Here is a 24,131-nt window from a genome sequence, read left to right on the forward strand (position 1 = left end):
TTGCCTGTTCTGACGCCTTCGCGGGCAAGCCTTGCTCCTACAGGTTTGGGGTTGAATCGCGGTAATGCGCACGACACAAAACCTGTAGGAGCAAGGCTTGCCCGCGAAGAACGATAACGCGGTCAACCTGACGGAATGCCTACCCCTGCGGGTCGACGATGTCCAACGCCCGATTCACAGCAAGGTCCGCCAGCATGACGACCTGCGCAATGGCCAGTGCCGTGCTGCGCTGGGAACCGCTCAGGTAGGTGGCGAAATCGCTGGCCAGGACACTTGCCGAAGCCAATGACTCACAGGCGTGGGCCAGGAGGGTTTCGATGTTCATGTCCGGGGAAATCTGGAACATGGGGTTGGGGGTGTAGGGTGGGTCTGGGATTAATTTATCCAAGGGAATGCCTATGACGTTGGGTGCCAATCCCTTGCCGTTCTCACGCGACAAAGAGGTGGCAGCTATGTGCGGGGTGAGAAACCGGTCATAGACACCCGGCCGGACCGAAGTCCGCCCGCACACAGCCGCCGTAACGCATTGCAGCAAATCGGCGGCAATTATGCGGATACTGGCGCTGGATGACTATGACTTGCTGGGTTCTCACACCCGATCGCTGAGGTTTCAGCGACACCCAAAAGGTTATTGAACCCGCTTCCTACGGGCAACCTGAAAACCTCGTGGGAAACGTCCGGTATTTTCGCAACCCATTAAACAAAAAACGGAACGCGGAGCGTCCCTGGCGGCATTCCCACGCGGAGCGTGGGAACGATCAAATGGGTCGGCTGCCAGGCCGCCTTCGCGGGCAAGCCTCGCTCCTACAAAAGCAGAAGCAGAGCGGCGAACACCCGCCCGCCCCTCACCACTCATTAGGCCGAGCGTTAGCTCGCCTGCTTTTGATCTTGCTCTACCGCCCCTTCGGGAGGCCGAGTGGAGGTTCTGCGCAGTGGGCAGCCCGGCATGGATGCCGGGCTAGCCGCCCCCGGCCATGGATGGCCGATGGCGGCGGGCCCACGGAGCAGGACCGGAGCGAGGGAACACCGAGCCTAAGCGAGGGGCCGGACGCCGGGGCGAGACCTTTTGGTTCCTTTTGGGGCGTTTGCCAAAAGGGACTCGCTGTAAGAGCGAAACCGCCAGCAGCCATCACCACAAAAACGGATATACACCCAATCACCAAGAGCATGGTCGGCCCAGAGGCCGCCAAGCCCCACAAGCCCAGTCGAAATTTCCGACGATGAAACAAGCCGCAAGCCCCTTGCCCCAACGCCACAGCGGACTAACATCAACCCAAAGGAAAAATAGTCCCGATCCCCCTCAAGTTGAAGACCAAAACTACCGACACAGTACAAATAGGACAAACACTCAAAACAACAGCATATTGGCCAAGCTACAGGCAAAATCCCCAGGGCTGAATTGTCCCTTTGACTGCCATCACGGGATTGCCAATACTCATGGCAACTTGATGCTACCCGCACGGAACAAGGAATAACCCTTTGAAGCTGGAACTCAAGAACAGCTTGTCGGTGAAGTTGCTCCGGGTCGTGCTCCTGTCGGCATTGATCGTCGGCGTGGTCTTGAGCTGCGCGCAGATCGTTTTCGATGCCTATAAAACACGCCAGGCCGTGGCCGGTGATGCCCAGCGCATCCTCGACATGTTCCGCGACCCCTCCACCCAGGCCGTCTACAGCCTGGACCGGGAGATGGGCATGCAAGTCATCGAGGGCCTGTTCCAGGACGACGCCGTGCGCCAGGCCTCCATCGGCCATCCCAACGAAGCCATGCTCGCGCAAAAGTCCCGCGAACTGCAGCATTCCAACAGCCGCTGGCTGACCGACCTGATCCTCGGCCAGGAACGCACGTTCACCACCCAACTGGTGGGTCGTGGGCCCTACAGCGAATATTACGGCGACCTGAGCATCACCCTCGACACCGCCACCTATGGCCAGGGTTTCATCGTCAGCTCGGTGATCATCTTCATTTCCGGTGTCTTGCGCGCCCTCGCCATGGGCCTGGTGCTGTACCTGGTGTACCACTGGCTGCTGACCAAGCCGCTGTCGCGGATCATCGAGCACCTGACCGAGATCAACCCCGACCGCCCCAGCGAACACAAGATTCCGCAGATCAAGGGCCACGAAAAGAACGAACTGGGGATCTGGATCAACACCGCCAACCAGTTGCTCGAATCCATCGAACGCAATACCCATCTGCGCCACGAAGCCGAAAACAGCCTGTTGCGCATGGCCCAGTACGATTTCCTCACCGGCCTGCCGAACCGCCAGCAATTGCAGCAGCAACTGGACAAGATCCTCGTCGATGCCGGCAAGCTGCAACGCCGGGTCGCGGTGCTGGTCGTGGGCCTGGATGACTTCAAGGGCATCAACGAACAATTCAGCTACCAGACCGGCGACCAACTGCTGCTGGCCCTGGCCGATCGCCTGCGCGCCCACAGCGGCCGCCTCGGCGCCCTCGCCCGTCTGGGCGGCGACCAGTTTGCGCTGGTCCAGGCCGACATCGAACAACCTTACGAAGCGGCCGAACTGGCGCAAAGCATCCTCGATGACCTGGAAGCGGCGTTTGCCCTCGATCATCAAGAGATTCGCCTGCGCGCCACCATCGGCATCACCCTGTTCCCCGAGGACGGTGACAGCACCGAGAAGTTGCTGCAAAAAGCCGAGCAGACCATGACCCTGGCCAAGACCCGCTCGCGCAACCGTTATCAGTTCTATATCGCCAGCGTCGACAGCGAGATGCGCCGACGCCGCGAACTGGAAAAAGACCTGCGCGATGCCCTGACCCGCGATCAGTTCTACCTCGTCTACCAACCGCAGATCAGCTACCGCGATCACCGGGTGGTGGGCGTCGAAGCGTTGATTCGCTGGCAGCATCCCGAACACGGGTTGGTACCGCCGGACCTGTTCATCCCGCTGGCCGAACAGAACGGCACCATCATCGCCATTGGCGAATGGGTGCTGGATCAAGCCTGCAAGCAATTGCGCGAGTGGCATGACCAGGGTTTCGCCGACTTGCGCATGGCGGTGAACCTGTCCACCGTGCAACTGCACCACGCCGAGCTGCCACGGGTGGTCAACAACCTGTTGCAGATCTACCGCCTGCCGCCGCGCAGCCTGGAACTGGAAGTCACCGAAACCGGCCTGATGGAAGACATCAGCACCGCCGCCCAACACTTGCTGAGCCTGCGCCGCTCCGGTGCGTTGATTGCGATTGACGACTTCGGCACCGGTTATTCATCGCTCAGCTATTTGAAAAGCCTGCCGCTGGACAAGATCAAGATCGACAAGAGCTTTGTGCAGGACCTGCTCGATGACGACGACGATGCCACCATCGTTCGCGCGATCATCCAGTTGGGCAAGAGCCTGGGCATGCAGGTGATTGCCGAAGGCGTGGAAACCGCCGAGCAAGAGGCCTACATCATTTCCGAAGGTTGCCACGAAGGTCAGGGTTACCACTACAGCAAACCACTGCCTGCGCGGGAGTTGAGTGCCTACTTGAAGCAGGCCCAGCGCAGTAACGCGGCTATTTTGTAAAAATCAAAAGATCGCAGCCTTCGGCAGCTCCATGAATCGCATCCCCGCGGAGCTGGCGAAGGCTGCGATCTTTTGATCTACCGCACCAAATTCCTGAATAAGAAATATTTCCAACCACAACCCTTTACACATAATGCGAAAGATTTGCATTATGTCGCAGCTTTGCGCGCCCATAGCGCCATTCCACCCCCAATCGAAGCAGGATGTTCGCCATGATTCGTATGCCTCTGGCTACCGCCAGTCTGTTGGCCATCGCTATTTCCCTCGCCGGTTGCGGCGAAGGCAAAGATAAGGCTGCCGCTCCACAAGCGCCAACGCCGGCCGCCAGCACCGCCGCTGCTCCTGCCGTAGCGCCAGCCGCCGCCGGTAAAGTCGACGAAGCCGCCGCCAAAGCTGTGGTCGCGCATTATGCCGACATGGTCTTCGCCGTTTACAGCGATGCCGAATCTACCGCGAAAACCCTGCAAACCGCCGTCGACGCCTTCCTCGCCAAGCCGAACGCCGACACCCTCAAAGCCGCCAAGGCTGCCTGGGTCGCCGCACGCGTTCCTTACCTGCAGAGCGAAGTGTTCCGCTTCGGCAACACCATCATCGACGACTGGGAAGGTCAGGTGAACGCCTGGCCTCTGGACGAAGGCCTGATCGACTACGTCGACAAGACCTACGAACACGCACTGGGTAACCCGGGCGCCACCGCCAACATCATCGCCAACACCGAAGTCCAGGTCGGCGAAGACAAGGTCGACGTCAAAGACATCACCCCGAAAAAACTTGCCAGCCTGAACGAGCTGGGCGGTTCCGAAGCCAACGTCGCCACCGGCTATCACGCCATCGAATTTCTGCTCTGGGGTCAGGACCTGAACGGCACCGGCCCTGGCGCCGGTAACCGTCCGGCTTCGGACTACCTGGAAGGCAAAGGCGCAACTGGCGGTCACAACGATCGTCGCCGCGCCTACCTGAAATCCGTGACCCAACTGCTGGTCAGCGACCTGCAAGAAATGGTCGGTAACTGGAAGCCGAACGTGGCCGACAACTACCGCGCTACCCTGGAAGCCGAGCCAGCCGAAACCGGCCTGCGCAAAATGCTGTTCGGCATGGGCAGCCTGTCCCTGGGCGAACTGGCGGGCGAGCGCATGAAGGTTTCCCTGGAAGCCAACTCCCCGGAAGACGAACAGGATTGCTTCAGCGACAACACCCACAACTCGCACTTCTACGATGCCAAAGGCGTGCGTAACGTGTACCTGGGCGAATACACCCGCGTCGACGGCACCAAAATGACCGGCGCCAGCCTGTCGTCCCTGGTGGCCAAGGCCGACCCGGCTGCCGACACCGCACTGAAAGCCGACCTGGCCGCCACCGAAGCCAAGATCCAGGTCATGGTCGATCACGCCGCCAAGGGTGAGCACTACGACCAGTTGATCGCTGCCGGCAACACTGCAGGCAACCAGATCGTCCGCGACGCCATCGCATCCCTGGTCAAGCAGACCGGTTCGATCGAAGCCGCCGCTGGCAAACTGGGCATCAGCGACCTGAACCCGGACAACGCTGATCACGAGTTCTGATCAACGCTGGCTGAATAAAAAGGCGACCTTCGGGTCGCCTTTTTCATTCCCACCAGAACACAACCCCTTGTAGGAGCGAGGCTTGCCCGCGAAGACGGCTTCACATCCAACATCTTTGGTGACTGACATGCCGCTTTCGCGAGCAAGCTTCGCTCCTACATTGGATCGCAGTGACCGCGGTATCCGGGGAAACCTGTCCCACATCAACCAAACGATAATTCCTCTTATTCAAACTCCGCCGTCCTGTTAGACTTTGCGCCCTTATTTTGCTCGCCCGTCAGGAAGTCTGATGCCGTCGTTGCCTCTTCGCTGGTGCACCCTGTTCATGGCCCTGGGCCTGAGTGCCTGCGATGACGCCCCGCGTTTTACAACGGCCGAACCCGGTGAAGCCCGGTCCGGTGGCGCCGCGACGGTGCGCAAGACCGATCAGAATTCGTTTTCCCTGCCCTCGGCCAATCTGCCGCCGTCACGACGGGTGGATTTCAGCGTCGGCAACAGTTTTTTCCGTAGCCCCTGGGTGATCGCCCCGTCGACCACCACCGCCCGGGATGGCCTCGGGCCGTTGTTCAACACCAACGCCTGCCAGAACTGCCACATCAAGGACGGTCGCGGTCACCCGCCGACGCCTGATGCCACCAATGCGGTGTCGATGCTGGTGCGCCTGTCGATCCCGGATGCGCCGGCCTACGCCAAGGTCATCGAGCACCTGGGCGTGGTCCCGGAGCCGGTCTATGGCGGCCAACTCCAAGACATGTCGGTACCCGGCGTCGCCCCGGAAGGCAAAGTCCGCGTCGATTACACGCCCGTGCCGATTCGCTTCAAGGACGGCACCGAAGTCGAACTGCGCAAACCGGTCCTGCAAATCACCCAACTGGGCTACGGCCCGATGCACCCCGACACCCGGTTCTCGGCCCGCGTCGCGCCGCCAATGATCGGCCTGGGCCTGCTCGAAGCGATCCCCGACGAGGCGATCCTGGCCAATGCCGAGGCCCAGGCCAAAGACAAAAACGGCATCGCCGGGCGCCCGAACCAGGTCTGGGACGACGCCCAGCAAAAAACCGTCCTCGGCCGCTTCGGCTGGAAAGCCGGGCAACCGAACCTCAATCAACAAAACGTTCACGCGTTCTCTGGTGATATGGGCCTGACCACCAGCCTGCGACCTTTCGATGACTGCACCGACGCGCAAACCGCCTGCAAACAGGCGCCCAACGGCAATGGCCCGAACGGCGAGCCGGAAGTCAGCGACAACATCCTGCGCCTGGTGCTGTTCTACAGCCGCAACCTCGCCGTGCCCGCTCGCCGCGACATCAATGCGCCGCAAGTGCTGGCCGGCAAGAATCTGTTTTTCCAGGCCGGCTGCCAGTCCTGTCACACGCCGAAATACACCACCGCCGCCAACGCCGCCGAACCTGAACTGGCCAATCAAGTGATTCGCCCCTACAGCGATCTGCTGCTGCATGACATGGGCGACGGCCTGGCCGACAACCGCAGCGAATTTAAAGCCAGTGGCCGCGACTGGCGCACGCCGCCGTTGTGGGGCATTGGCCTGACCCAAGCGGTCAGTGGCCACACCCAGTTCTTGCACGACGGCCGCGCGCGCAATCTGCTTGAAGCCGTGCTCTGGCATGGCGGCGAAGCGAGCGCGGCGCAGCAACAGGTTTTGTCTTTCAATGCCGAGCAGCGCGCTGCGTTGTTGGCGTTTTTGAATTCTCTCTAAAGCACTTAAAAGAATCGGGAGCCCGACATGTTCCGTCCCAAATTGTTGTTCACCAGCCTTGCAGCGCTCGCCCTCGGCGCCTGTTCGCCGCAGGATCCGCAAGCCGTCACTTCGGCAGCCATCGCCAAGCAAGTGATCCTGCCGACCTACAGCCGTTGGGTTGATGCCGACCGTCAACTGGCTGTCAGCGCCCTCGCCTACTGCGAAGGCAAGGCCGACCTGGAAACCGCTCGCAAAGATTTCCTGCACGCGCAGAAAGCCTGGGCCGAGCTGCAACCGTTGCTGATCGGGCCGCTGGCCGAGGGCAATCGTGCGTGGCAGGTGCAGTTCTGGCCGGATAAGAAGAACCTGGTCGGCCGTCAGGTCGAGCAACTGGTCACCGCCCAGCCGCAGATCGATGCCGCCGCCCTGGCCAAGTCGAGCGTGGTGGTTCAGGGCCTGTCGGCCTACGAATACATCCTGTTCGACAGCAAGCCTGACGTGGCCAACGACGCGCAGAAAGCCAAGTATTGCCCGCTGCTCAAAGCCATTGGCGAACGCCAGAAACTGCTAGCCGAAGAGATTCTGCAAAGCTGGAACAACACCGACGGTATGCTCGCGCAGATGAGCAAATTTCCGAACCAGCGTTACGCCGATTCCCATGAAGCGATCGCCGATCTGCTGCGGGTACAAGTCACCGCCCTCGACACCTTGAAGAAAAAACTCGGCACGCCGATGGGCCGCCAGACCAAGGGTGTGCCGCAACCGTTCCAGGCCGATGCGTGGCGCAGCCAGTCGTCCCTGACGGGCCTGGAAGCCAGCCTCGCCGCCGCCAAGACCGTGTGGGAAGGTGTCGACAACAAAGGCCTGCGCGGTCTGTTGCCGAGCGAGCAGAAGCCGTTGGCCGACAAGATCGATGCCGCCTACGCCGCTTCGCTCAAACTGTTCGCCAGCAACCAGCGCTCGCTGACCGAAATGCTCAACGACGATGCTGGCCGCCAACAGCTCAACGATCTCTACGACAGCCTCAACGTCGTCCATCGCCTGCACGAAGGCGAACTGGCCAAGGCGCTGGGCATCCAACTGGGCTTCAACGCCAACGACGGTGACTGATGAGGGCGAGTGCCATGCTGCGACGTCAGGCTCTGACTTTAGGTAGTTTGCTGCTGGGAGCAGTGACGCTGGGCGGCTGGACGCTGTTCAAGCACAAGGACAAGAGCCCGCTGCTGCTCTCGGCGCGGGACGATACCGACGGCAAGCATTACGCCGTCGGTTATCGGCTGGATGGCACCCGGGTGTTCGCCACCGAGGTCGGCCAGCGCTGTCACGACATCATCAATCACCCGACCCTGGCGATAGCGCTGTTTGTCGCCCGGCGTCCGGGGACCGAGAGTTACCTGATCGACCTGCGCGACGGCACGTTGCTGCAAACCGTGACCTCACAGCCGAACCGGCATTTCTACGGGCACGCGGTGATCCACAAGGATGGCGAGTTCTTGTACGCCACTGAGAACGACACCTCCGATCCGGGTCGTGGCTTGCTGGGTGTGTATAAGTTCGAAGGTGAGCGACTTATCCACAGCGGTGAGATGCCTACTCACGGCGTCGGCCCGCATCAGGTGTCATGGATGCCCGACGGCGAAACCCTGGTGGTGGCCAACGGCGGGATTCGCACCGAGGCCGAAAGCCGGGTCGAAATGAACCTCAACGCCATGGAACCGAGCCTGGTTTTGATGCAGCGCGACGGCACGCTGTTGAGCAAGGAAACCCTCGCCCAGCAGATGAACAGCGTGCGCCACCTGGGGATTGCCAGCGACGGCACGATCCTCGCCAGCCAGCAATTCATGGGCCCCTCCCATGAGTCGTCGGAGTTGCTGGCGATCAAGCGTCCAGGCCAGCCGTTCGTGGCGTTCCCGGTGCCTGAGCATCAGTTGCAGGCCATGGGGCATTACACCGCCAGCGTCGCGGTGCACAGCGAACTGCGCCTGGTCGCGCTGACCGCGCCACGGGGCAATCGCTTCTTCATCTGGGACCTGGACAGCGGCGAAGTGCGCCTGGATGCGCCGCTGCCGGACTGCGCCGGAGTCGGCGCGGTGGCGGACGGTTTTGTCGTGACCTCGGGTCAGGGCCGTTGCCGGTACTACGATTGCCGTCAGACAGATCTGGTTGCAAAACCGTTGGAGTTGCCGGCGGGGCTCTGGGATAACCACCTTCACCTCATCTGAGCGCCCTCCTCCCCAGTGGGTGAATTTACCCTGTGGCGAGGGGGCTTGGCCCGGTTCGGCTGCGAAGCCGTCGTAAAACCTGTAAATGCGGGATGACTGGAGAAATGTAAGGGAGCGCTTCGCGCTCCAACGGGGGCAAGCCCCCTCGCCACAGGCAAGCCCTCTCGCCACAGGCAAGCCCTCTTGCCACAGGCAAGCCCCTTCGCCACAAGTTTTGTGTTCGCCCCATTACAGACTGTAATAAGTGCCAGTTGGATTACCCCCCGCACTCGGAGTAATGTTCCGCCTGTCTCACCTGATTTTCTCCAAGGAAGTGGAAATATGCTGCGTCGCCGCATGCTGATCATGTTGGGGGTTGTCCTGCTTATTGTGCTGGCCCTGGGCGGGTACAAGGCCTTTTCGATCTACACGATGGTCCAGGGTTTCGCCAAGCCGAAACCGCCCATCAGCGTCGCCGTGGCCACGGCCGCCGAACAGCCGTGGCAGATGCGCTTGCCCACTGTCGGCACGCTCAAGGCGTTGCAGGGAGTGAACCTGAGCCTGGAGATCGCCGGCACCGTCAAGGAGCTGATGTTCGAGTCCGGGCAGAAGGTCAAGGCCGGGCAACCGCTGCTGCAACTGGACAGCGCCGTGGAGAGTGCCCTGCTGGAAACCGCCCAGGCTGACCTCGGGTTGGCACAGCTGGATTTCGGGCGTGGCAGTCAGTTGGTCGATAGCCGCGCCATCTCCAAAGGCGAGTACGACCGGCTCTCGGCGCAGTTGCAAAAGAACAAGGCCACGGTCAATCAGCTCAAGGCCTCCCTGGCGAAGAAACGCATCCTCGCCCCTTTCAGCGGCACCATCGGCATTCGTCAGGTGGACGTCGGCGACTACCTCCCCAGCGGCACCATGGTTGCCACCCTGCAAGACCTCAGCAGCCTCTATGTCGACTTCTTCCTGCCCGAACAATCGGTGCCGAAAATCGCCCTCGGCCAACCGATCCAGGTCATCGTCGCGGCTTACCCGACGCAGAGCTTCCCCGGCACCATCAGTGCGATCAACCCGAAGGTCGAGAACAGCACCCGCAATATTCTGGTGCGTGCGACGCTGGCCAACCCGGACGGCAAGTTGCTGCCGGGCATGTTCGCCAGCCTGCAAGTGATGCTGCCGGATCCGCAAAAGCACATCGTGGTCCCGGAAAGCGCGATCACCTACACCCTCTACGGCAACTCGCTGTACGTGGTCGCGCAGAAAAAAGCCGAGGACGGCACGGTGGAAAAAGACGACAAGGGCCAACCGATCCTGATCGCCGAACGCCGCTTCATCGAAACCGGCGACCGCCGCGATGGCCTGGTGATGATCAACAAAGGCGTGCAGAGCGGCGAACAAGTGGTCACGGCCGGCCAGATCAAACTGGACAACGGCGCACACATTGCCATCAGCGACGACAAGACCCTGACCGATAAGAACAGTCAGCCACGCACTGACTGATCAAGGAATCCTCATGGCTTTTACCGATCCGTTCATCCGCCGCCCGGTGCTCGCCACGGTGGTCAGCCTGTTGATTGTGCTGCTGGGCTTCCAGGCCTGGAGCAAGCTGCCGCTGCGCCAATACCCGCAAATGGAAAACGCCCTGATCACGGTAACCACCGCCTACCCCGGGGCCAACGCCGAAACCATTCAGGGCTACATCACCCAGCCGATGCAGCAGAGCCTGGCGAGCGCCGAGGGCATCGACTACATGACCTCGGTCAGTCGCCAGAACTTCTCGGTGATCTCCGTCTACGCACGTATCGGTTCCAACAGCGACCGCTTGTTCACCGAGTTGCTGGCCAAGGCCAACGAGGTGAAGAACAAGCTGCCCCAGGACGCCGAAGACCCGGTGCTGAGCAAGGAAGCCGCCGACGCCTCGGCGCTGATGTACATCAGTTATTTCAGCAAGGAGCTGAGCAACCCACAGATCACCGATTACCTGTCCCGGGTCATCCAGCCCAAACTGGCGACACTGCCCGGCATGGCCGAAGCCGAGATTCTTGGCAACCAGGTGTTCGCCATGCGCTTGTGGCTGGACCCGGTGAAACTGGCCGGGTTCGGCTTGAGCGCCAGCGATGTGACCAACGCGGTGCGCCAGTACAACTTCCTCTCCGCCGCCGGCGAAGTGAAAGGCGAGTACGTGGTCACCAGCATCAACGCCAACACCGAACTCAAGTCCGCCGAGGCCTTCGCCGCGATTCCGCTCAAGGTCGATGGCGACAGCCGGGTGCTGCTCAGCGATGTCGCGCGGGTCGAAATGGGCGCCGAGAACTACAACGCCATCAGCTCCTTCGGCGGTACACCCTCGGTGTACATCGGCATCAAGGCCACCCCGGGCGCCAACCCGCTGGACGTGATCAAGGAAGTGCGCAAGATCATGCCGGAGCTGGAAGCCCAGTTGCCGCCCAACCTGAAAAGCGAAATCGCCTACGACGCCACGCTGTTTATCCAGGCCTCGATCAACGAGGTGATCAAGACCCTGTTTGAAGCAGTGCTGATCGTCATAGTCGTCGTATTCCTGTTCCTCGGCGCCCTGCGTTCGGTGGTGATCCCGGTGGTGACCATCCCGCTGTCGATGATCGGTGTGATGTTCTTCATGCAGATGATGGGCTACTCGATCAACCTGCTGACGCTGCTGGCGATGGTGTTGGCCATCGGGCTGGTGGTGGACGATGCGATTGTGGTGGTGGAGAACATTCACCGGCACATCGAGGAAGGCAAGACACCGCTGGACGCTGCCATTGAAGGCGCCCGGGAAATCGCCATGCCGGTGGTGTCCATGACCATCACCCTGGCCGCGGTCTATGCGCCGATCGGCTTTCTGACGGGCCTCACGGGGGCGCTGTTCAAGGAATTCGCCCTGACGCTGGCCGGGGCGGTGGTGATTTCCGGCATCGTCGCCCTGACCCTGTCGCCGATGATGTGCGCCTATTTGCTGCGCCATGACACCAATCCCAGCGGCCTGGCCCATCGCCTCGACCTGATTTTCGAAGGCCTCAAGCGCCGCTATCAGAGCATGCTGCACGGCACGCTCAATACCCGGCCGGTGGTGCTGGTGTTCGCGGTGATCGTGCTGTGCCTGATCCCGGTATTTTTAAAGTTCGCCAAAACGGAACTGGCACCGGACGAGGACCAGGGCATCATTTTCATGATTGCCAACGCCCCGCAGCCGACCAACCTCGACTACCTGAACACTTACACCGACGAGTTCATCACGATCTTCAAGGAGTTTCCCGAGTACTACTCCTCGTTCCAGATCAATGGCTTCAACGGCGTGCAATCGGGTATCGGCGGCTTCCTGCTCAAACCGTGGAACGAGCGCGGCCGCACGCAAATGCAGATCCTGCCCGAAGTTCAGAAAAAGCTGGGGAGCATTCCCGGCTTGCAGATTTTCGGTTTCAACCTGCCGTCCCTGCCGGGCACCGGTGAAGGCTTGCCGTTCCAGTTCATCATCAACACCGCCAACGACTACGCCTCGCTGCTGGACGTGGCGGACCGGGTAAAAAAACGCGCGCTGGAGTCCGGCAAGTTTGCCTTCGTCGACATCGACCTGGCGTTCGACAAGCCGGAAGTGGTGGTGGATATCGACCGCGCCAAGGCCGCGCAGATGGGCGTGTCGATGCAGGACCTCGGTGGCACCCTGGCGACGTTGCTGGGTGAGGCGGAAATCAATCGGTTCACCATCGAAGGGCGCAGCTACAAGGTCATCGCCCAGGTCGAACGGGCCTACCGGGATAACCCTGACTGGCTGAACAATTACTACGTCAAGAACACCAAGGGCGAACTGCTGCCACTGTCGACCCTGATCACCGTGACCGACCGGGCGCGGCCACGGCAGTTGAACCAGTTCCAGCAGCTCAACGCGGCGGCGGTGACCGGGTTCCCGCTGGTCAGCATGGGCGAGGCCATCGACACCGTGCGCCAGATCGCCCAGGAAGAAGCGCCAGTGGGTTTTGCCTTTGACTATGGCGGCACGTCGCGGCAATTCGTTCAGGAAGGCAGCGCGCTGTGGGTCACGTTCGCCCTGGCCCTGGCGATCATTTTCCTGGTGCTGGCGGCGCAGTTCGAAAGCTTCCGTGATCCGCTGGTGATTCTGGTCACCGTGCCGCTGTCGATTTGCGGGGCGTTGATCCCGCTGTTCCTCGGCTGGTCGAGCATGAACATCTATACCCAGGTCGGGTTGGTGACGTTGATCGGGCTGATCAGCAAACACGGGATCCTGATCGTGGAGTTCGCCAACAAGCTGCGCAAGGAGAAAGGTCTGACCCCGCGCGAAGCGGTGGAGGAAGCGGCGGCCATTCGTCTGCGGCCGGTGTTGATGACCACGGCGGCGATGGTGTTCGGCATGGTGCCGTTGATTCTGGCCACCGGTGCGGGGGCCGTCAGCCGCTTCGATATTGGCACGGTGATCGCCACGGGGATGTCGATCGGGACGTTGTTTACCTTGTTCGTGCTGCCGTGTGTGTACACGTTGCTGGCCAAGCCCGATAAACCCTCCGTCCGATGATCGTTCCCACGCTCCGCGTGGGAATGCATCCCGGGACGCTCCGCGTCCCAAAGCGTGACGCAGAGCGTCACAAGAGGCATTCCCACGCGGAGCGTGGGAACGATCAACGATCAGCCAAAAAAAAGACCCCGCATCTGCGAGGCCTTTTATTTTGGCTTCAATCTGTTCAACTCTGCGGCCTCAATCCCTGTGAAAGTCCGAACATGAACAGTAACAAGTCATGATCAGGTTGTGTGGCCACGGCTGCTTTGGCAACCCGTGGCAACGGACAGTGAGCGCCATCGTTCACTGCACTGAGGACTTGCGTGCGGGGCTGCTCCCAAGCCGCCACCGCCAATGAAGCAACTGCCAAGGCTCCTAGAAGAAACACACCTCGTGCAATTTCGAGTTTCATCGCTATAAACCCTTGATAGCGCTGCCAAACGCCGTCTCATAAAAGTAGACCAGATTCTTCCAGTCTGTATCGCTGAACGACGAGTGGCGACGCAGCTGCTTCATGTCATGGGCGGCGGCACGCTGGGCGGTCAAACGCTGGCGGCACTTTTCAAGATCGATCAACGCCACTTCCACCGTGGCCGCATCCCCTTCGCCAGTCACCCGCACGAATACGTGTTTGATGTAGATGCAGCTGTGCTGCCAGCGCCCCTTGTGCATGCGGGCCAGGTTCTCGGCCAGTTCCTTGAGGACGCGCTCGTGTACCACTTCGCCATGACGCTCGCGACCGCCACCGGCATACCAGTGTTCGATTTCCTCAAAGCCATCCAGAGACTTGGTAACCAGCAACGCGCGCCATTTGTGCACCGGGTCCCGTTGGGCACCACAGAACACCATTTCCGGCACGCGCACGCCGAGCGCCGTCAAACCGATCAGCGCATCCTGCTCGCGCAATACGGTCGGTCGGCCGAACGGGTGCAACCAACTGCGGTAGATATGCCCGGTCTGACGCTTGGCATACAGCAGTTGCCCGTCGCTGCCCCTGACGCGCTGCACGCCACTTTCCCCACCGCGACGGACGTTGGGTTCTTCCACCCATTCACCGCGCTGATTCCAGAAATAGTCGAAGCGGTCCTGGGAAGCGACTTCCGTTTCTGCTGCACATTGCACTGCCATCCTGTTACCTCTTGCGTAATACGTAAACTCGCCACATGGCATAGAGCGGTAAAAAGTCCAGTTGTTCCTGGATACGAAAACCCGCCTGTTCGAACTCCTTTTCAACCGTGGTGGCCGGTAACACAAAGCGATTTTGGTAACCTTCCTGCCCGCGCTTTTTCTCGGCGCGCTTGCGCTTCCAGGCCTTGAAATTGCCATCCACCCACAACGAAATGATCACGCTGTCACGGGTGACACGCTCGAATTCGCGCAGGATAGCCAGTCGGTGCTCGGCTTCCCCGATGTGATGGAGCAAACGCATGCAAAAAATGCTGTCGACGGCGTTATCAGGCAAAGCAATGTCGAATGCAGAAGTGTGCAAGGGTTGTACCCGTTTCACCACTTCAGCCGGCTGCGACTGGGTCGCAATTTTCAACATTGATTCGGAGTTATCGGCTCCGATGATCACCCGATTGGGTTTTTCTGCCAGTAACGGCCAGAAACGCCCGGCACCACTGGGTAAATCGAGGACCAAACCAGGCTCGCCGGCCAGGGTCAGCGCCTTGCGTGCCAGTTGTTCGTCACGCCAATGGGACAATCGACGACCGAGACCGTCCTGGTGCTTGCGCAAATATTTTTGCGCGTGTTGATCGTCGTACTTTTCCGAAAAATCCAGCTTGATCGGGCCCGTCATATCAAATGCTCCTGAATTGCTGATGGCAACCACCTTAGGTAGCGTCATGTCAGCGTCAGGTCATCACTTTGTGAAAACTTCGTTGTGTACAATCACCAAGTATTTCAGGGTTTTACAAGGATTAGATAGTGGCGCGGGGCCACCGCCTTTCAATCAGGCCCGAGGCTTACCCAATTCCACTTCAAAACGGCAGCCGTTCGGTTCCATGGTGGTCAGGCTGACGGTCCAGCCCTGGCTCTCACAGATCCGCTGTACCAGCGACAAGCCCAGCCCCAGGCCTTCGCCACGTTTTTCGGAGCCCCGCACAAAGGGTTCGAACATCGCCTCGCGCTTTTCTTCCGGAATACCGACACCGCTGTCCTCGACGACGAACCCGGTACCTCTCAGGGTGAGGCGAATGAACCCGGTTTCGGTGTAGTGCAGAGCATTGCGCAACAGGTTGCCCATGACCGCATGCAACAGCGTCGCGTTGTAGCCCTGATTCGCAGGACTTCCCCGCTCGAAGTCCAGCGTCAAGCCCTTGGACTCGATCGGCTCACGCCAGAGATTGAGCAGCCCGTCAGCCACCTGGCTGACCGTCTGCTGCGGGGACATGCTGGCGTCTTCATGCTGGGCACGGGCAAGCATCAGGAAGGTTTGCACCAGTTCGCGCATTTCCTCACAGGCCCTGGCGATGCGCTCGACCTGGGCGCGACCGCGCTGGTCGATGCCAGGGTTTTCCAGCAGCAATTCGCAGGAACTGGCCAAGACCATCAGCGGGGTGCGCAACTCATGACTGACGTCACTGGTGAACAGGCGCTCACGGGTCAAGGCCTGACGCAGACGCCCGAGCGTGGCGTCGAAGGCCACCGCCAGTTCGCCCACTTCGTCCGCGGCGTAGTCGGGCGCCAAGGGCGGCGCCAAACCCAATAACTGATCGCGATGCCGTACTTGCCGAGCCAGCCGCACCACGGGCGCCATGACTTTGCGCGCCAGGATCCAGCCGAGAAAAACCGCCAGTGCCAGGCTCAGGACGAAGCCCACCAGCACCACGGCAAACAGCACCCGCTCACGCTCCTCGAAATCACTCTGATCCTGCAACAGCACGTACCGCCGGCCGTCGACGACTTCGACCATCGCGTGATACGAGAGCTGTTCGCGAAACACTTCGTGAAAACCCGGTTCCAGGTGACGCAGGTCCTTGGGCAACTCGAAGTCCCCTGGCCCGCCACTGAAATAGAACAGCTGGTCGGGCTCTGGGCGGTGGCTCCAGTCCGAGACGCTGTCCATCAGCAATAGCCGTTGCAAGTCGCCGCCCAGGCCTGCCGAAATCAGTTTCTCTTCCACCAGGTGCACGGTCGCCACGATGCCCATGGCGAAGGCCCCGGCCACCAGCGCGCTCATCAGCGCAAAGGCAATGATGATCCGTTGAGCAAGGCTCTGCTTAAACTCCATCACGGCCCTCGGCCAAGCGATAACCCACACCGTGCACGGTTTGCAGCAAAGGCTTGGCAAAAGGCTTGTCGATCACCTGGCGCAGTTGATGAACGTGGCTGCGCAGGCTGTCGCTGTCCGGGCAATCATCGCCCCACAGGGCTTCTTCAAGGATTTCGCGGCGCAGCACGTGGGGGCTTTTCTGCATCAGCACCGCCAGCAACTTGAGGCCGACCGGGTTGAGTTTCAGCAGACGGCCATCGCGGGTCACTTCCAGGGTGTCGAGGTCGTAGTTCAGGTCGCCGACCTGCAGGGTACGCCGCCCGCCGCCCTGGGCCCGACGCATGACCGCTTCGATGCGTGCCGCCAGTTCGGACAGCGCGAACGGCTTGATCAGGTAGTCATCGGCGCCGGACTTGAAGCCCTGCAAGCGGTCATCCAATTGATCCCGGGCGGTGAGCATGATCACCGGCGTATCGCGGCGGGCGTCTTCACGCAGGCGTTTGCACAAGGTGTAGCCGTCAATGCCGGGCAGCATGATGTCGAGCACGATCAAGTCGTAATGCTCGGTGGCCGCCAGGTGCAGTCCCGACAAACCATCCTGCGCGCAATCCACGGTGTAGCCCTTGAGCCCCAGGTAGTCCGCCAGATTGGCGAGGATATCGCGGTTGTCTTCAACCAATAGAATTCGCATGGGCACTCCTCCGTACACAGTAACGGCCATCTTCGGCTCGCGCAGCTTACGGCCAAGCGCAGCGCAGGGCTAGGGCCGAAGACCGGATCCATCCATTCGTCCAACAAAATGAAAGACTTAACAAGTTTTTCACTATCGGTTCACAACCTGACTACAGTGGTCCGGTGAAACTCCCGCGCCATTGATAAAAGGAATGTAGCCAATGGACTTTTTCAAGACAGCGCCTATGCGCTTTCTGCTGCTCGTCACCAGCGCCTGGCTGGTGATTTTCTCTTTGACCCGGACCGTTCTGCTGCTCACTCACCTGGATGAGGCCGGTAGCGGTTTTGTGTCGGTTTTTGCCATCGGATTTCTTTACGACCTCGGGTTCATTGCCTATGCGGCTTTGCCGATGGGCCTCTACCTGCTGCTCTGCCCGCCCGCCTTGTGGCGTCGCCGGGGCCATCGCTGGTTACTGCAAGGGCTGTTGACCGTCAGCCTGTTTGCCATGCTGTTCACGTCCGTGGCCGAATGGTTGTTCTGGGACGAGTTCGGCGTGCGTTTCAACTTCATCGCCGTGGATTACCTGGTGTATTCCGATGAAGTCTTGAACAACCTGCTGGAGTCGTACCCGATCGGCACGTTGCTGAGTATCCTCGCCGTGCTGGCCGTGGCCCTGAGCTTCGCGTTGCGCAGGGCCTTCAATGCGGCACTGGACGCACCGCTGCCGCCGCTGCGTCGACGCCTGGTCAATGCCTTGGGCTTGTTGATCGTCACCGGCCTGAGCCTGCAACTGCTCAGCCAGGACGCACCGCGCGCCCAGGGTGGCAACGCCTATCAAAATGAATTGGCAAGCAATGGCCCATACCAGTTCTTCGCCGCGTTTCGCAACAATGAGCTGGACTACCCGCAGTTCTACAAAAGTCTGCCGCCCGACGTCGTGGCCCAGCAGATTCGCGCCGAACTGAGCGAACCTAACGCACAGTTCGTTGGCCAGGACCCACAAGACATCCGCCGCAACATCGATAACCCGGGCACCCCGCGCAAACCCAACATCGTGCTGGTGACCATCGAAAGTTTCAGCGCCAAGTACATGGGCAGCAACGGCGACGAGCGCAACCTGACGCCCAACCTGGATGCCCTGCGCAAACAGAGCCTGTACTTCAATAATTTCTACGCCACCGGCACCCGCACCGATCGCGGCCTGGAAGCCATTACCCTGGCCATCCCGCCGACGCCGGGCCGTTCGATCGTCAAGCGCGTGGGCCGTGAAAGCGGTTTCGCCAGCCTCGGCCAGCAGCTCGGTGCCGTGGGTTACGACAGCGTGTTCTTGTATGGCGGGCGTGGTTACTTCGACAATATGAACGCGTTTTTCAGCGGTAACGGTTATCGCGTGGTTGACCAGAGCAGCGTCGATGAAGCGCAAATTCACTTCAAGAACGCCTGGGGTATGGCTGACGAAGATCTCTACACCCAGACCCTGAAACTGGCCGACGCCGACTACGCCAAACAGCAGCCCTTTCTGCTGCAACTGATGACCACCTCCAATCATCGGCCTTACACCTATCCGGACAATCGCATCGACATCAAGTCCGGCAACGGTCGAGACGGCGCTGTGAAGTACACCGACTATGCCATCGGCCAGTTTCTGGAACAGGCGCGGCAAAAGCCGTGGTTCGACAATACGATTTTCGTGTTCGTCGCCGACCACACCGCAGGCAGCGCCGGTAAGGAAGACTTGCCGATCAGCAACTATCAGATTCCGTTGTTCATCTACGCGCCGAAGCTGATCGAGGCCCGGGAAACCGCACAACTGGCGAGCCAGATTGATCTGGCGCCGACGTTGCTGGGCTTGCTGAACCTGGATTACCAATCGACATTTTTCGGACGCAATCTGTTGCAGGACAATCCCCTGCCACCCCGCGTCGTGGTCGGCAACTATCAGCATCTGGGGTTGTTCGACGGCAAGGATCTGGCGATCCTGAGTCCGCGCCAGGGCCTGCGCCGGCATGACGACGCACTGACCGAAAGCCGCGAATCGAAGGCCGAGGCCAGCGATCCGTTGATCACCCGCGCCATCACGTACTACCAAAGCGCCAGTTATGGCTTCAAGCAACAGCTGCTTGGCTGGAAAGCGCCCAAGGAGGGCACGCCCCAGGTCAGCGTACGTTAACCGAATGACCCCGGGCTGATGCCCCGGGGCTTTTTCCTACGTTCAGGATCCACCATGTCATCAACTGCTGTTCGCCCCGTGTCCAGGCCGCTCAATTTCTGGGTGTGCCTCGGGGTTCCCGCCATCGCGGCCATCGTGCTGCTGCTGCTCGAACTGACCGATCTGGACATGAATCTGGCCAGGTACTTTTATGATCCGGCGGCCGGGGACTTCATTGGCCGCCACAGCTACTTCCTCGAAGACATCCTGCATGACCGGGCCAAACAGGTGGTCATCGCTTTCTCGGTGTTTGCGGTGATCGGTTTCATCTGCGCGTTTTTTGTCGACAAGCTCAAACCGTTCAAACGGGAGCTGGGTTGCCTGGTGCTGTCGTTGGGCCTGGCCACGTCCTTTGTCACCCCGGTCAAAGTGGTGACGGCGGTGCAATGCCCATGGAGCCTGGAACAGTTCGGCGGCCATGAAACCTACAGCGAACTGCTGAGCCCGCGCCCACACACCGACAAGCCGGGCCGCTGCTGGCCGGGTGGTCATGCGGCGACTGGTTTTACGCTGTTTGCGCTGTTCTTTGTGCTGCGCGACCGCCGTCCACGGCTGGCGCGCAAGGCGTTTATCTTTGCCGCGGCGCTGGGCACGGTGTTTTCCATCAGCCGGATGATGCAGGGCGCGCACTTCTTCTCGCACAACGTGTGGACGGCGATTTTCTGCTGGTTGATTTGTCTGGGGTCGTATTACTACATCCTGTATCGACCGGCGGGCAAGGCTGAACGGGTTACCAAGACGCAATCGGTCAGCGTCTGAGCTGACGTCTTCGCGGGCAAGCCTCGCTCCTACAGGATCGTGGTTGTCATCGCGATTGATGACACAACACCTCCCCCTGTAGGAGCGAGGCTTGCCCGCGAAGAGGCCGTAAGAAACAACATACCTTTTGACCAATAATAAAAAACCCCGCCTGCTTTCGCAGGCGGGGTTTTTTTACAGGGGTAAGGCTGGCTTACATCATGCCGCCCATGCCACCCATACCACCCATGTCTGGCATACCGCCGCCAGCACCGCCTTCTTCCTTGATCTCGGCGATCATGGCTTCGGTGGTGATCATCAGGCTGGCGATGGAAGCCGCTGCCTGAAGCGCCGAACGCGTCACTTTAGCCGGGTCCAGGATGCCCATTTCGATCATGTCGCCGTATTCGCCGGTAGCAGCGTTGTAACCGTAGTTACCCGAACCCTGCTTGACCTTGTCGACTACAACGCTTGGCTCGTCGCCGGAGTTGGCAACGATCTGGCGCAGTGGCGCTTCAACAGCGCGACGCAGCAACTGGATACCAACGTCTTGATCAGCGTTGTCGCCTTTCAGTTCGGAGATAGCCTGCAGAGCGCGAACCAGTGCCACGCCGCCGCCAGGTACCACGCCTTCTTCAACGGCTGCACGGGTAGCGTGCAGGGCGTCTTCAACGCGGGCTTTCTTCTCTTTCATTTCGACTTCGGAACCAGCGCCAACCTTGATCACTGCAACGCCGCCGGACAGCTTGGCCAGACGCTCTTGCAGTTTTTCACGGTCGTAGTCGGACGAAGTGTCAGCCACTTGCTGACGGATTTGCAGAACGCGAGCCTGGATATCAGTCTCAACGCCAGCGCCGTCGATCACGGTGGTGTTTTCTTTGGACAGGATCACGCGCTTGGCATTACCCAGGTGTTCCAGGGTAGTGCTTTCCAGGCTCAGACCGATCTCTTCGGAGATAACGGTACCGCCAGTCAGGACAGCGATGTCCTGCAGCATGGCCTTGCGACGGTCGCCGAAGCCCGGAGCCTTGACGGCTGCGACTTTAACGATGCCACGCATGTTGTTCACAACCAGAGTCGCCAAGGCTTCGCCTTCAACGTCTTCGGCCACGATCAGCAGTGGACGGCCGGCTTTGGCAACGGCTTCCAGTACTGGCAACATTTCGCGGATGTTCGAGATCTTTTTGTCGACCAGCAGGATCAGCGGACCGTCGAGCTCGGCGGTCATGGTCTCTGGCTTGTTGACGAAGTACGGGGACAGGTAGCCACGGTCGAACTGCATGCCTTCAACAACCGACAGTTCGTTTTCCAGGCCCGAGCCTTCTTCAACGGTGATCACGCCTTCTTTACCGACTTTTTCCATGGCTTCGGCAATGATGTCGCCGATGGAGTTGTCGGAGTTGGCCGAGATGGTGCCGACCTGAGCGATGGCCTTGGTGTCAGCGCAAGGCTTGGACAGGGCTTTGAGCTCTTTGACGATAGCGATGGTCGCTTTGTCGATGCCGCGCTTCAGGTCCATCGGGTTCATGCCGGCAGCGACGGCTTTCAGGCCTTCGTTGACGATCGATTGAGCCAGAACGGTAGCGGTGGTGGTGCCGTCGCCTGCGTCATCGTTGGCACGGGAGGCAACGTCTTTGACCAGCTGCGCGCCCATGTTTTCGAAACGGTCTTTCAGTTCGATTTCTTTGGCTACGGAAACGCCGTCCTTGGTGATGGTCGGAGCGCCGAAGCTCTTCTCGATGATCACGTTACGGCCTTTAGGGCCCAGGGTCGCTTTTACTGCGTCAGCCAGGACGTTGACACCGGCGAGCATTTTCTTGCGGGCGGAATCGCCGAATTTAACTTCTTTAGCAGCCATGATCGATATTCCTTAAATACTTTGTAGTAGCGGGAAAATGAGCGGGGAATCAGCCTTCGATAACAGCGAGAATCTCGTTCTCAGCCATTACCAGCAGGTCTTCGCCGTCGACTTTCACTGTGTTGCTGCCGGAGTACGGACCGAACACAACCTTGTCACCCACTTTAACGGCCAGTGCACGCACTTCACCGTTGTCCAGCACGCGGCCGGTACCGACAGCGAGGATCTCGCCGCTGTTAGCTTTTTCAGCAGCCGAACCTGGCAGGACGATACCGCCAGCGGTTTTCTTTTCTTCTTCGCTGCGACGGATGACGACGCGGTCATGCAGAGGACGAAGCTTCATTGTCGATCTCTCCTAATTGTGGTTTTCATCGGCCGGTGTATTCCCGGCGGGTTTAACAAATCCGGCGGTGCCGGGTGCGGTTCGTCGAGCGAACCGCGGAAGTCTGTCTGGCATGATCGCCAGAAACCTTGCGGTGACCGTTACATAAGGGCGCATAAGCTTATTACAAGGGCGGGCCAGCAAATTTTTTCATGTTGTTGCCCGCAAATGAACACGGCACCCGAAGGTGCCGTGCAGCTGAAACGCTTTACTTGGGATCGTGGTGTTCGAACTCGCCTTCGATCACGTCGGGCTCGCGGCCCAACGGCTGACGAGGGGCGGGACCGCCCCGCGGTTGCAGGTCATCGGCGAAGGCACGCTGGCGGATGGCAGCCTCTTCAGCGCGCTGGCGCATCTTGTTCGCCAGCAAACGACGCGACAGCGGCAGCAGCATGATCAGGCCCAGCACGTCGGTGACGAAGCCCGGCAGGATCAACAGACCGCCGGCCAAAGCCAGCATCAAACCTTCAAGCATGGTCTGGGCCGGCAGCTCGCCGCGGTTCAGGCTTTCACGGGCACGCAGCGCAGTGGCCAGACCGGCGATCCGCAGCACGAACACGCCGAGCATCGAGCCGAGAATGATCAACAGCAGGGCCGGAAAAAACCCGATGGCCCCGCTGACCTTGACGAATACGAACAGCTCCAACACCGGAAACAGTACAAAGAGCAATAAAAAAGGGCGCATCAAATGGTTCCTCAACGCAAGAATGCCTTGCCAGTGTTCCCTAGATGACGTCGCCACTTCGTGAATTCAAGCGTCGGCCACTTCATTTTTCGGCCAATGCTCGGCGTGAGCCAGGAAAACCAAGGCTTCCCGGACTTGTGTCGGCGTATTACACGGTGTTTGAAACGGCAACCAGTAAAGGCCCTGGCCGATGCGCAGGTGCATGCCTTCGGTGTCGATGCCGGCCAGTTGCGCTGGGGCTGTCGTCGGCAGACCGGCCAGTTCGACGTAGTGGGCGATTGCCTTGGCGTGGTCGGCATTCATGTGCTCGACCATGCTCACTTCCGCCTTGCCGGCGAACGGGTTGGCCAGGGTCAGTTGATCGACCCAATGTATCGCGCCGAAACCGCCGATGTAGCGATGACGCACCGGTTTGAGCACCCAGAAATCGAAATCGTGGGCCTTGTGGTAACTCTGGGAATCCGGGAAATAACGGTAGTAACGCTCGGCCGCCGCGTCGATGGCCGCCTCATCCTCAAGCTTTTCGGCCTCGGCCAGGTACGTCAGGCGACCGACGGCTTGTGCGTCTTCCGCCCCGCGCTCGCCCACAAACAGTGAGCATTTCGGGTCTTTCTGCAAATTGTGGGTGTGCTGGGCGATGCGGCTGATCAGGATCAGCGGTCGGCCCTGCTCGTCCAGGCAGTACGGAACCACCGAGCCAAAGGGGAAACCGGGCATGGCTTTGGAGTGTGTCGAAAGCACTCCGCGGTATTCCTTGAGAAGCAATTCTCGGGCATTCTTGGCCGCTTCAACGCTCAATTTATGACTCCTTATATAGAATCCGTCGAAAAAACGGACAGGCGCCTGGGGATAAG

General features: G+C 60.1%; 19 protein-coding genes. 9 read left to right on the forward strand and 10 right to left on the reverse strand.

The annotated features are described in order from the left end of the window. Positions 1-139: 139 nt before the first annotated feature. Positions 140-388 carry a DUF6124 family protein gene (locus FQ192_RS07080; protein WP_149657956.1) on the reverse strand — a complete coding sequence of 83 codons (249 nt, stop codon included), beginning with the start codon at positions 386-388 and terminating at the stop codon, positions 140-142. A 1,091-nt stretch (positions 389-1,479) separates the two neighbouring features. Here FQ192_RS07080 and FQ192_RS07085 point away from each other — a divergent pair. From FQ192_RS07085 to FQ192_RS07115, 7 genes are all read left to right on the forward strand, one after another. After that, the gene (locus FQ192_RS07085; protein ID WP_149657957.1) at positions 1,480-3,531 is read left to right on the forward strand and encodes a bifunctional diguanylate cyclase/phosphodiesterase; all 2,052 of its coding nucleotides are present in this window, start codon (positions 1,480-1,482) and stop codon (positions 3,529-3,531) included. Between the two features lie 212 nt (positions 3,532-3,743). Then, positions 3,744-5,093 carry an imelysin family protein gene (locus FQ192_RS07090; RefSeq protein WP_149657958.1) on the forward strand — a complete coding sequence of 450 codons (1,350 nt, stop codon included), beginning with the start codon at positions 3,744-3,746 and terminating at the stop codon, positions 5,091-5,093. 289 nt (positions 5,094-5,382) lie between these two features. Continuing rightward, entirely contained in the window at positions 5,383-6,810 is a 1,428-nt protein-coding gene (locus FQ192_RS07095) for a di-heme oxidoredictase family protein (protein ID WP_149657959.1), read from the forward strand. A gap of 27 nt (positions 6,811-6,837) precedes the next feature. Then, positions 6,838-7,902, forward strand: coding sequence for an imelysin family protein (locus FQ192_RS07100; RefSeq protein WP_149657960.1), 1,065 nt, complete (start codon positions 6,838-6,840; stop codon positions 7,900-7,902). 14 nt (positions 7,903-7,916) lie between these two features. Continuing rightward, positions 7,917-9,014 carry a DUF1513 domain-containing protein gene (locus FQ192_RS07105; RefSeq protein ID WP_149657961.1) on the forward strand — a complete coding sequence of 366 codons (1,098 nt, stop codon included), beginning with the start codon at positions 7,917-7,919 and terminating at the stop codon, positions 9,012-9,014. A 321-nt stretch (positions 9,015-9,335) separates the two neighbouring features. Beyond that, positions 9,336-10,484: an efflux RND transporter periplasmic adaptor subunit gene (locus FQ192_RS07110; RefSeq protein ID WP_149657962.1), complete on the forward strand. Its 1,149-nt coding sequence runs from the start codon at positions 9,336-9,338 to the stop codon at positions 10,482-10,484. A gap of 13 nt (positions 10,485-10,497) precedes the next feature. Beyond that, positions 10,498-13,533: a multidrug efflux RND transporter permease subunit gene (locus FQ192_RS07115; RefSeq protein WP_149657963.1), complete on the forward strand. Its 3,036-nt coding sequence runs from the start codon at positions 10,498-10,500 to the stop codon at positions 13,531-13,533. A gap of 166 nt (positions 13,534-13,699) precedes the next feature. Here FQ192_RS07115 and FQ192_RS07120 read toward each other — a convergent pair whose 3' ends face one another. The 5 genes from FQ192_RS07120 to colR form a co-directional block, all read right to left on the reverse strand. After that, the gene (locus tag FQ192_RS07120) at positions 13,700-13,927 is read right to left on the reverse strand and encodes a hypothetical protein (RefSeq protein ID WP_133838174.1); all 228 of its coding nucleotides are present in this window, start codon (positions 13,925-13,927) and stop codon (positions 13,700-13,702) included. A gap of 2 nt (positions 13,928-13,929) precedes the next feature. Beyond that, a complete protein-coding gene (locus FQ192_RS07125; RefSeq protein WP_149657964.1) occupies positions 13,930-14,643 on the reverse strand; it encodes a lipopolysaccharide kinase InaA family protein in 714 nt (237 codons plus the stop codon). A 4-nt stretch (positions 14,644-14,647) separates the two neighbouring features. After that, positions 14,648-15,316 carry a class I SAM-dependent methyltransferase gene (locus FQ192_RS07130; RefSeq protein WP_149658163.1) on the reverse strand — a complete coding sequence of 223 codons (669 nt, stop codon included), beginning with the start codon at positions 15,314-15,316 and terminating at the stop codon, positions 14,648-14,650. 153 nt (positions 15,317-15,469) lie between these two features. Then, positions 15,470-16,750: a HAMP domain-containing sensor histidine kinase gene (locus tag FQ192_RS07135; RefSeq protein ID WP_149657965.1), complete on the reverse strand. Its 1,281-nt coding sequence runs from the start codon at positions 16,748-16,750 to the stop codon at positions 15,470-15,472. Further along, positions 16,740-17,423 carry a two-component system response regulator ColR gene (gene colR, locus FQ192_RS07140; protein ID WP_149657966.1) on the reverse strand — a complete coding sequence of 228 codons (684 nt, stop codon included), beginning with the start codon at positions 17,421-17,423 and terminating at the stop codon, positions 16,740-16,742. The genes FQ192_RS07135 and colR overlap by 11 nt, the downstream gene beginning before the upstream one ends. Positions 17,424-17,625: 202 nt before the next feature. Here colR and FQ192_RS07145 point away from each other — a divergent pair, with 202 nt between their 5' ends. After that, positions 17,626-19,575 (forward strand): LTA synthase family protein, encoded by a 1,950-nt coding sequence (locus FQ192_RS07145; protein WP_149657967.1) that lies wholly within the window; start codon positions 17,626-17,628, stop codon positions 19,573-19,575. Positions 19,576-19,629: 54 nt separating this feature from the next. Further along, entirely contained in the window at positions 19,630-20,373 is a 744-nt protein-coding gene (locus FQ192_RS07150; protein ID WP_149657968.1) for a phosphatase PAP2 family protein, read from the forward strand. A 193-nt stretch (positions 20,374-20,566) separates the two neighbouring features. On the opposite strand, the gene groL is transcribed toward FQ192_RS07150, so the two are convergent. The 4 genes from groL to FQ192_RS07170 all read right to left on the reverse strand — a co-directional run bounded on the left by groL (position 20,567) and on the right by FQ192_RS07170 (position 24,075). Beyond that, positions 20,567-22,210, reverse strand: coding sequence for a chaperonin GroEL (gene groL, locus FQ192_RS07155; RefSeq protein ID WP_149657969.1), 1,644 nt, complete (start codon positions 22,208-22,210; stop codon positions 20,567-20,569). A gap of 49 nt (positions 22,211-22,259) precedes the next feature. Continuing rightward, a complete protein-coding gene (locus FQ192_RS07160) occupies positions 22,260-22,553 on the reverse strand; it encodes a co-chaperone GroES (protein WP_019827816.1) in 294 nt (97 codons plus the stop codon). Positions 22,554-22,800: 247 nt separating this feature from the next. Further along, positions 22,801-23,277 carry an FxsA family protein gene (locus tag FQ192_RS07165; RefSeq protein ID WP_149657970.1) on the reverse strand — a complete coding sequence of 159 codons (477 nt, stop codon included), beginning with the start codon at positions 23,275-23,277 and terminating at the stop codon, positions 22,801-22,803. Between the two features lie 66 nt (positions 23,278-23,343). Beyond that, positions 23,344-24,075, reverse strand: coding sequence for a HugZ family protein (locus tag FQ192_RS07170; protein WP_149657971.1), 732 nt, complete (start codon positions 24,073-24,075; stop codon positions 23,344-23,346). Positions 24,076-24,131 lie beyond the last annotated feature (56 nt).

Source organism: Pseudomonas sp. ANT_J12, from assembly GCF_008370045.1.
Lineage (GTDB): Bacteria > Pseudomonadota > Gammaproteobacteria > Pseudomonadales > Pseudomonadaceae > Aquipseudomonas.

What these genes read in the sequence shown, in the direction of transcription:
- FQ192_RS07090 (WP_149657958.1), top strand. Translation starts at nt 3,744, where the DNA reads ATGATTCGTATGCCTCTGGCTACCGCCAGTCTGTTGGCCATCGCTATT.
- FQ192_RS07095 (WP_149657959.1), top strand. Translation starts at nt 5,383, where the DNA reads ATGCCGTCGTTGCCTCTTCGCTGGTGCACCCTGTTCATGGCCCTGGGC.
- FQ192_RS07100 (WP_149657960.1), top strand. Translation starts at nt 6,838, where the DNA reads ATGTTCCGTCCCAAATTGTTGTTCACCAGCCTTGCAGCGCTCGCCCTC.
- FQ192_RS07105 (WP_149657961.1), top strand. Translation starts at nt 7,917, where the DNA reads ATGCTGCGACGTCAGGCTCTGACTTTAGGTAGTTTGCTGCTGGGAGCA.
- FQ192_RS07110 (WP_149657962.1), top strand. Translation starts at nt 9,336, where the DNA reads ATGCTGCGTCGCCGCATGCTGATCATGTTGGGGGTTGTCCTGCTTATT.
- FQ192_RS07115 (WP_149657963.1), top strand. Translation starts at nt 10,498, where the DNA reads ATGGCTTTTACCGATCCGTTCATCCGCCGCCCGGTGCTCGCCACGGTG.
- FQ192_RS07120 (WP_133838174.1), bottom strand. Translation starts at nt 13,927, where the DNA reads ATGAAACTCGAAATTGCACGAGGTGTGTTTCTTCTAGGAGCCTTGGCA.
- FQ192_RS07125 (WP_149657964.1), bottom strand. Translation starts at nt 14,643, where the DNA reads ATGGCAGTGCAATGTGCAGCAGAAACGGAAGTCGCTTCCCAGGACCGC.
- FQ192_RS07130 (WP_149658163.1), bottom strand. Translation starts at nt 15,316, where the DNA reads ATGACGGGCCCGATCAAGCTGGATTTTTCGGAAAAGTACGACGATCAA.
- FQ192_RS07135 (WP_149657965.1), bottom strand. Translation starts at nt 16,750, where the DNA reads ATGGAGTTTAAGCAGAGCCTTGCTCAACGGATCATCATTGCCTTTGCG.
- colR (WP_149657966.1), bottom strand. Translation starts at nt 17,423, where the DNA reads ATGCGAATTCTATTGGTTGAAGACAACCGCGATATCCTCGCCAATCTG.
- FQ192_RS07145 (WP_149657967.1), top strand. Translation starts at nt 17,626, where the DNA reads ATGGACTTTTTCAAGACAGCGCCTATGCGCTTTCTGCTGCTCGTCACC.
- FQ192_RS07150 (WP_149657968.1), top strand. Translation starts at nt 19,630, where the DNA reads ATGTCATCAACTGCTGTTCGCCCCGTGTCCAGGCCGCTCAATTTCTGG.
- groL (WP_149657969.1), bottom strand. Translation starts at nt 22,210, where the DNA reads ATGGCTGCTAAAGAAGTTAAATTCGGCGATTCCGCCCGCAAGAAAATG.
- FQ192_RS07160 (WP_019827816.1), bottom strand. Translation starts at nt 22,553, where the DNA reads ATGAAGCTTCGTCCTCTGCATGACCGCGTCGTCATCCGTCGCAGCGAA.
- FQ192_RS07165 (WP_149657970.1), bottom strand. Translation starts at nt 23,277, where the DNA reads ATGCGCCCTTTTTTATTGCTCTTTGTACTGTTTCCGGTGTTGGAGCTG.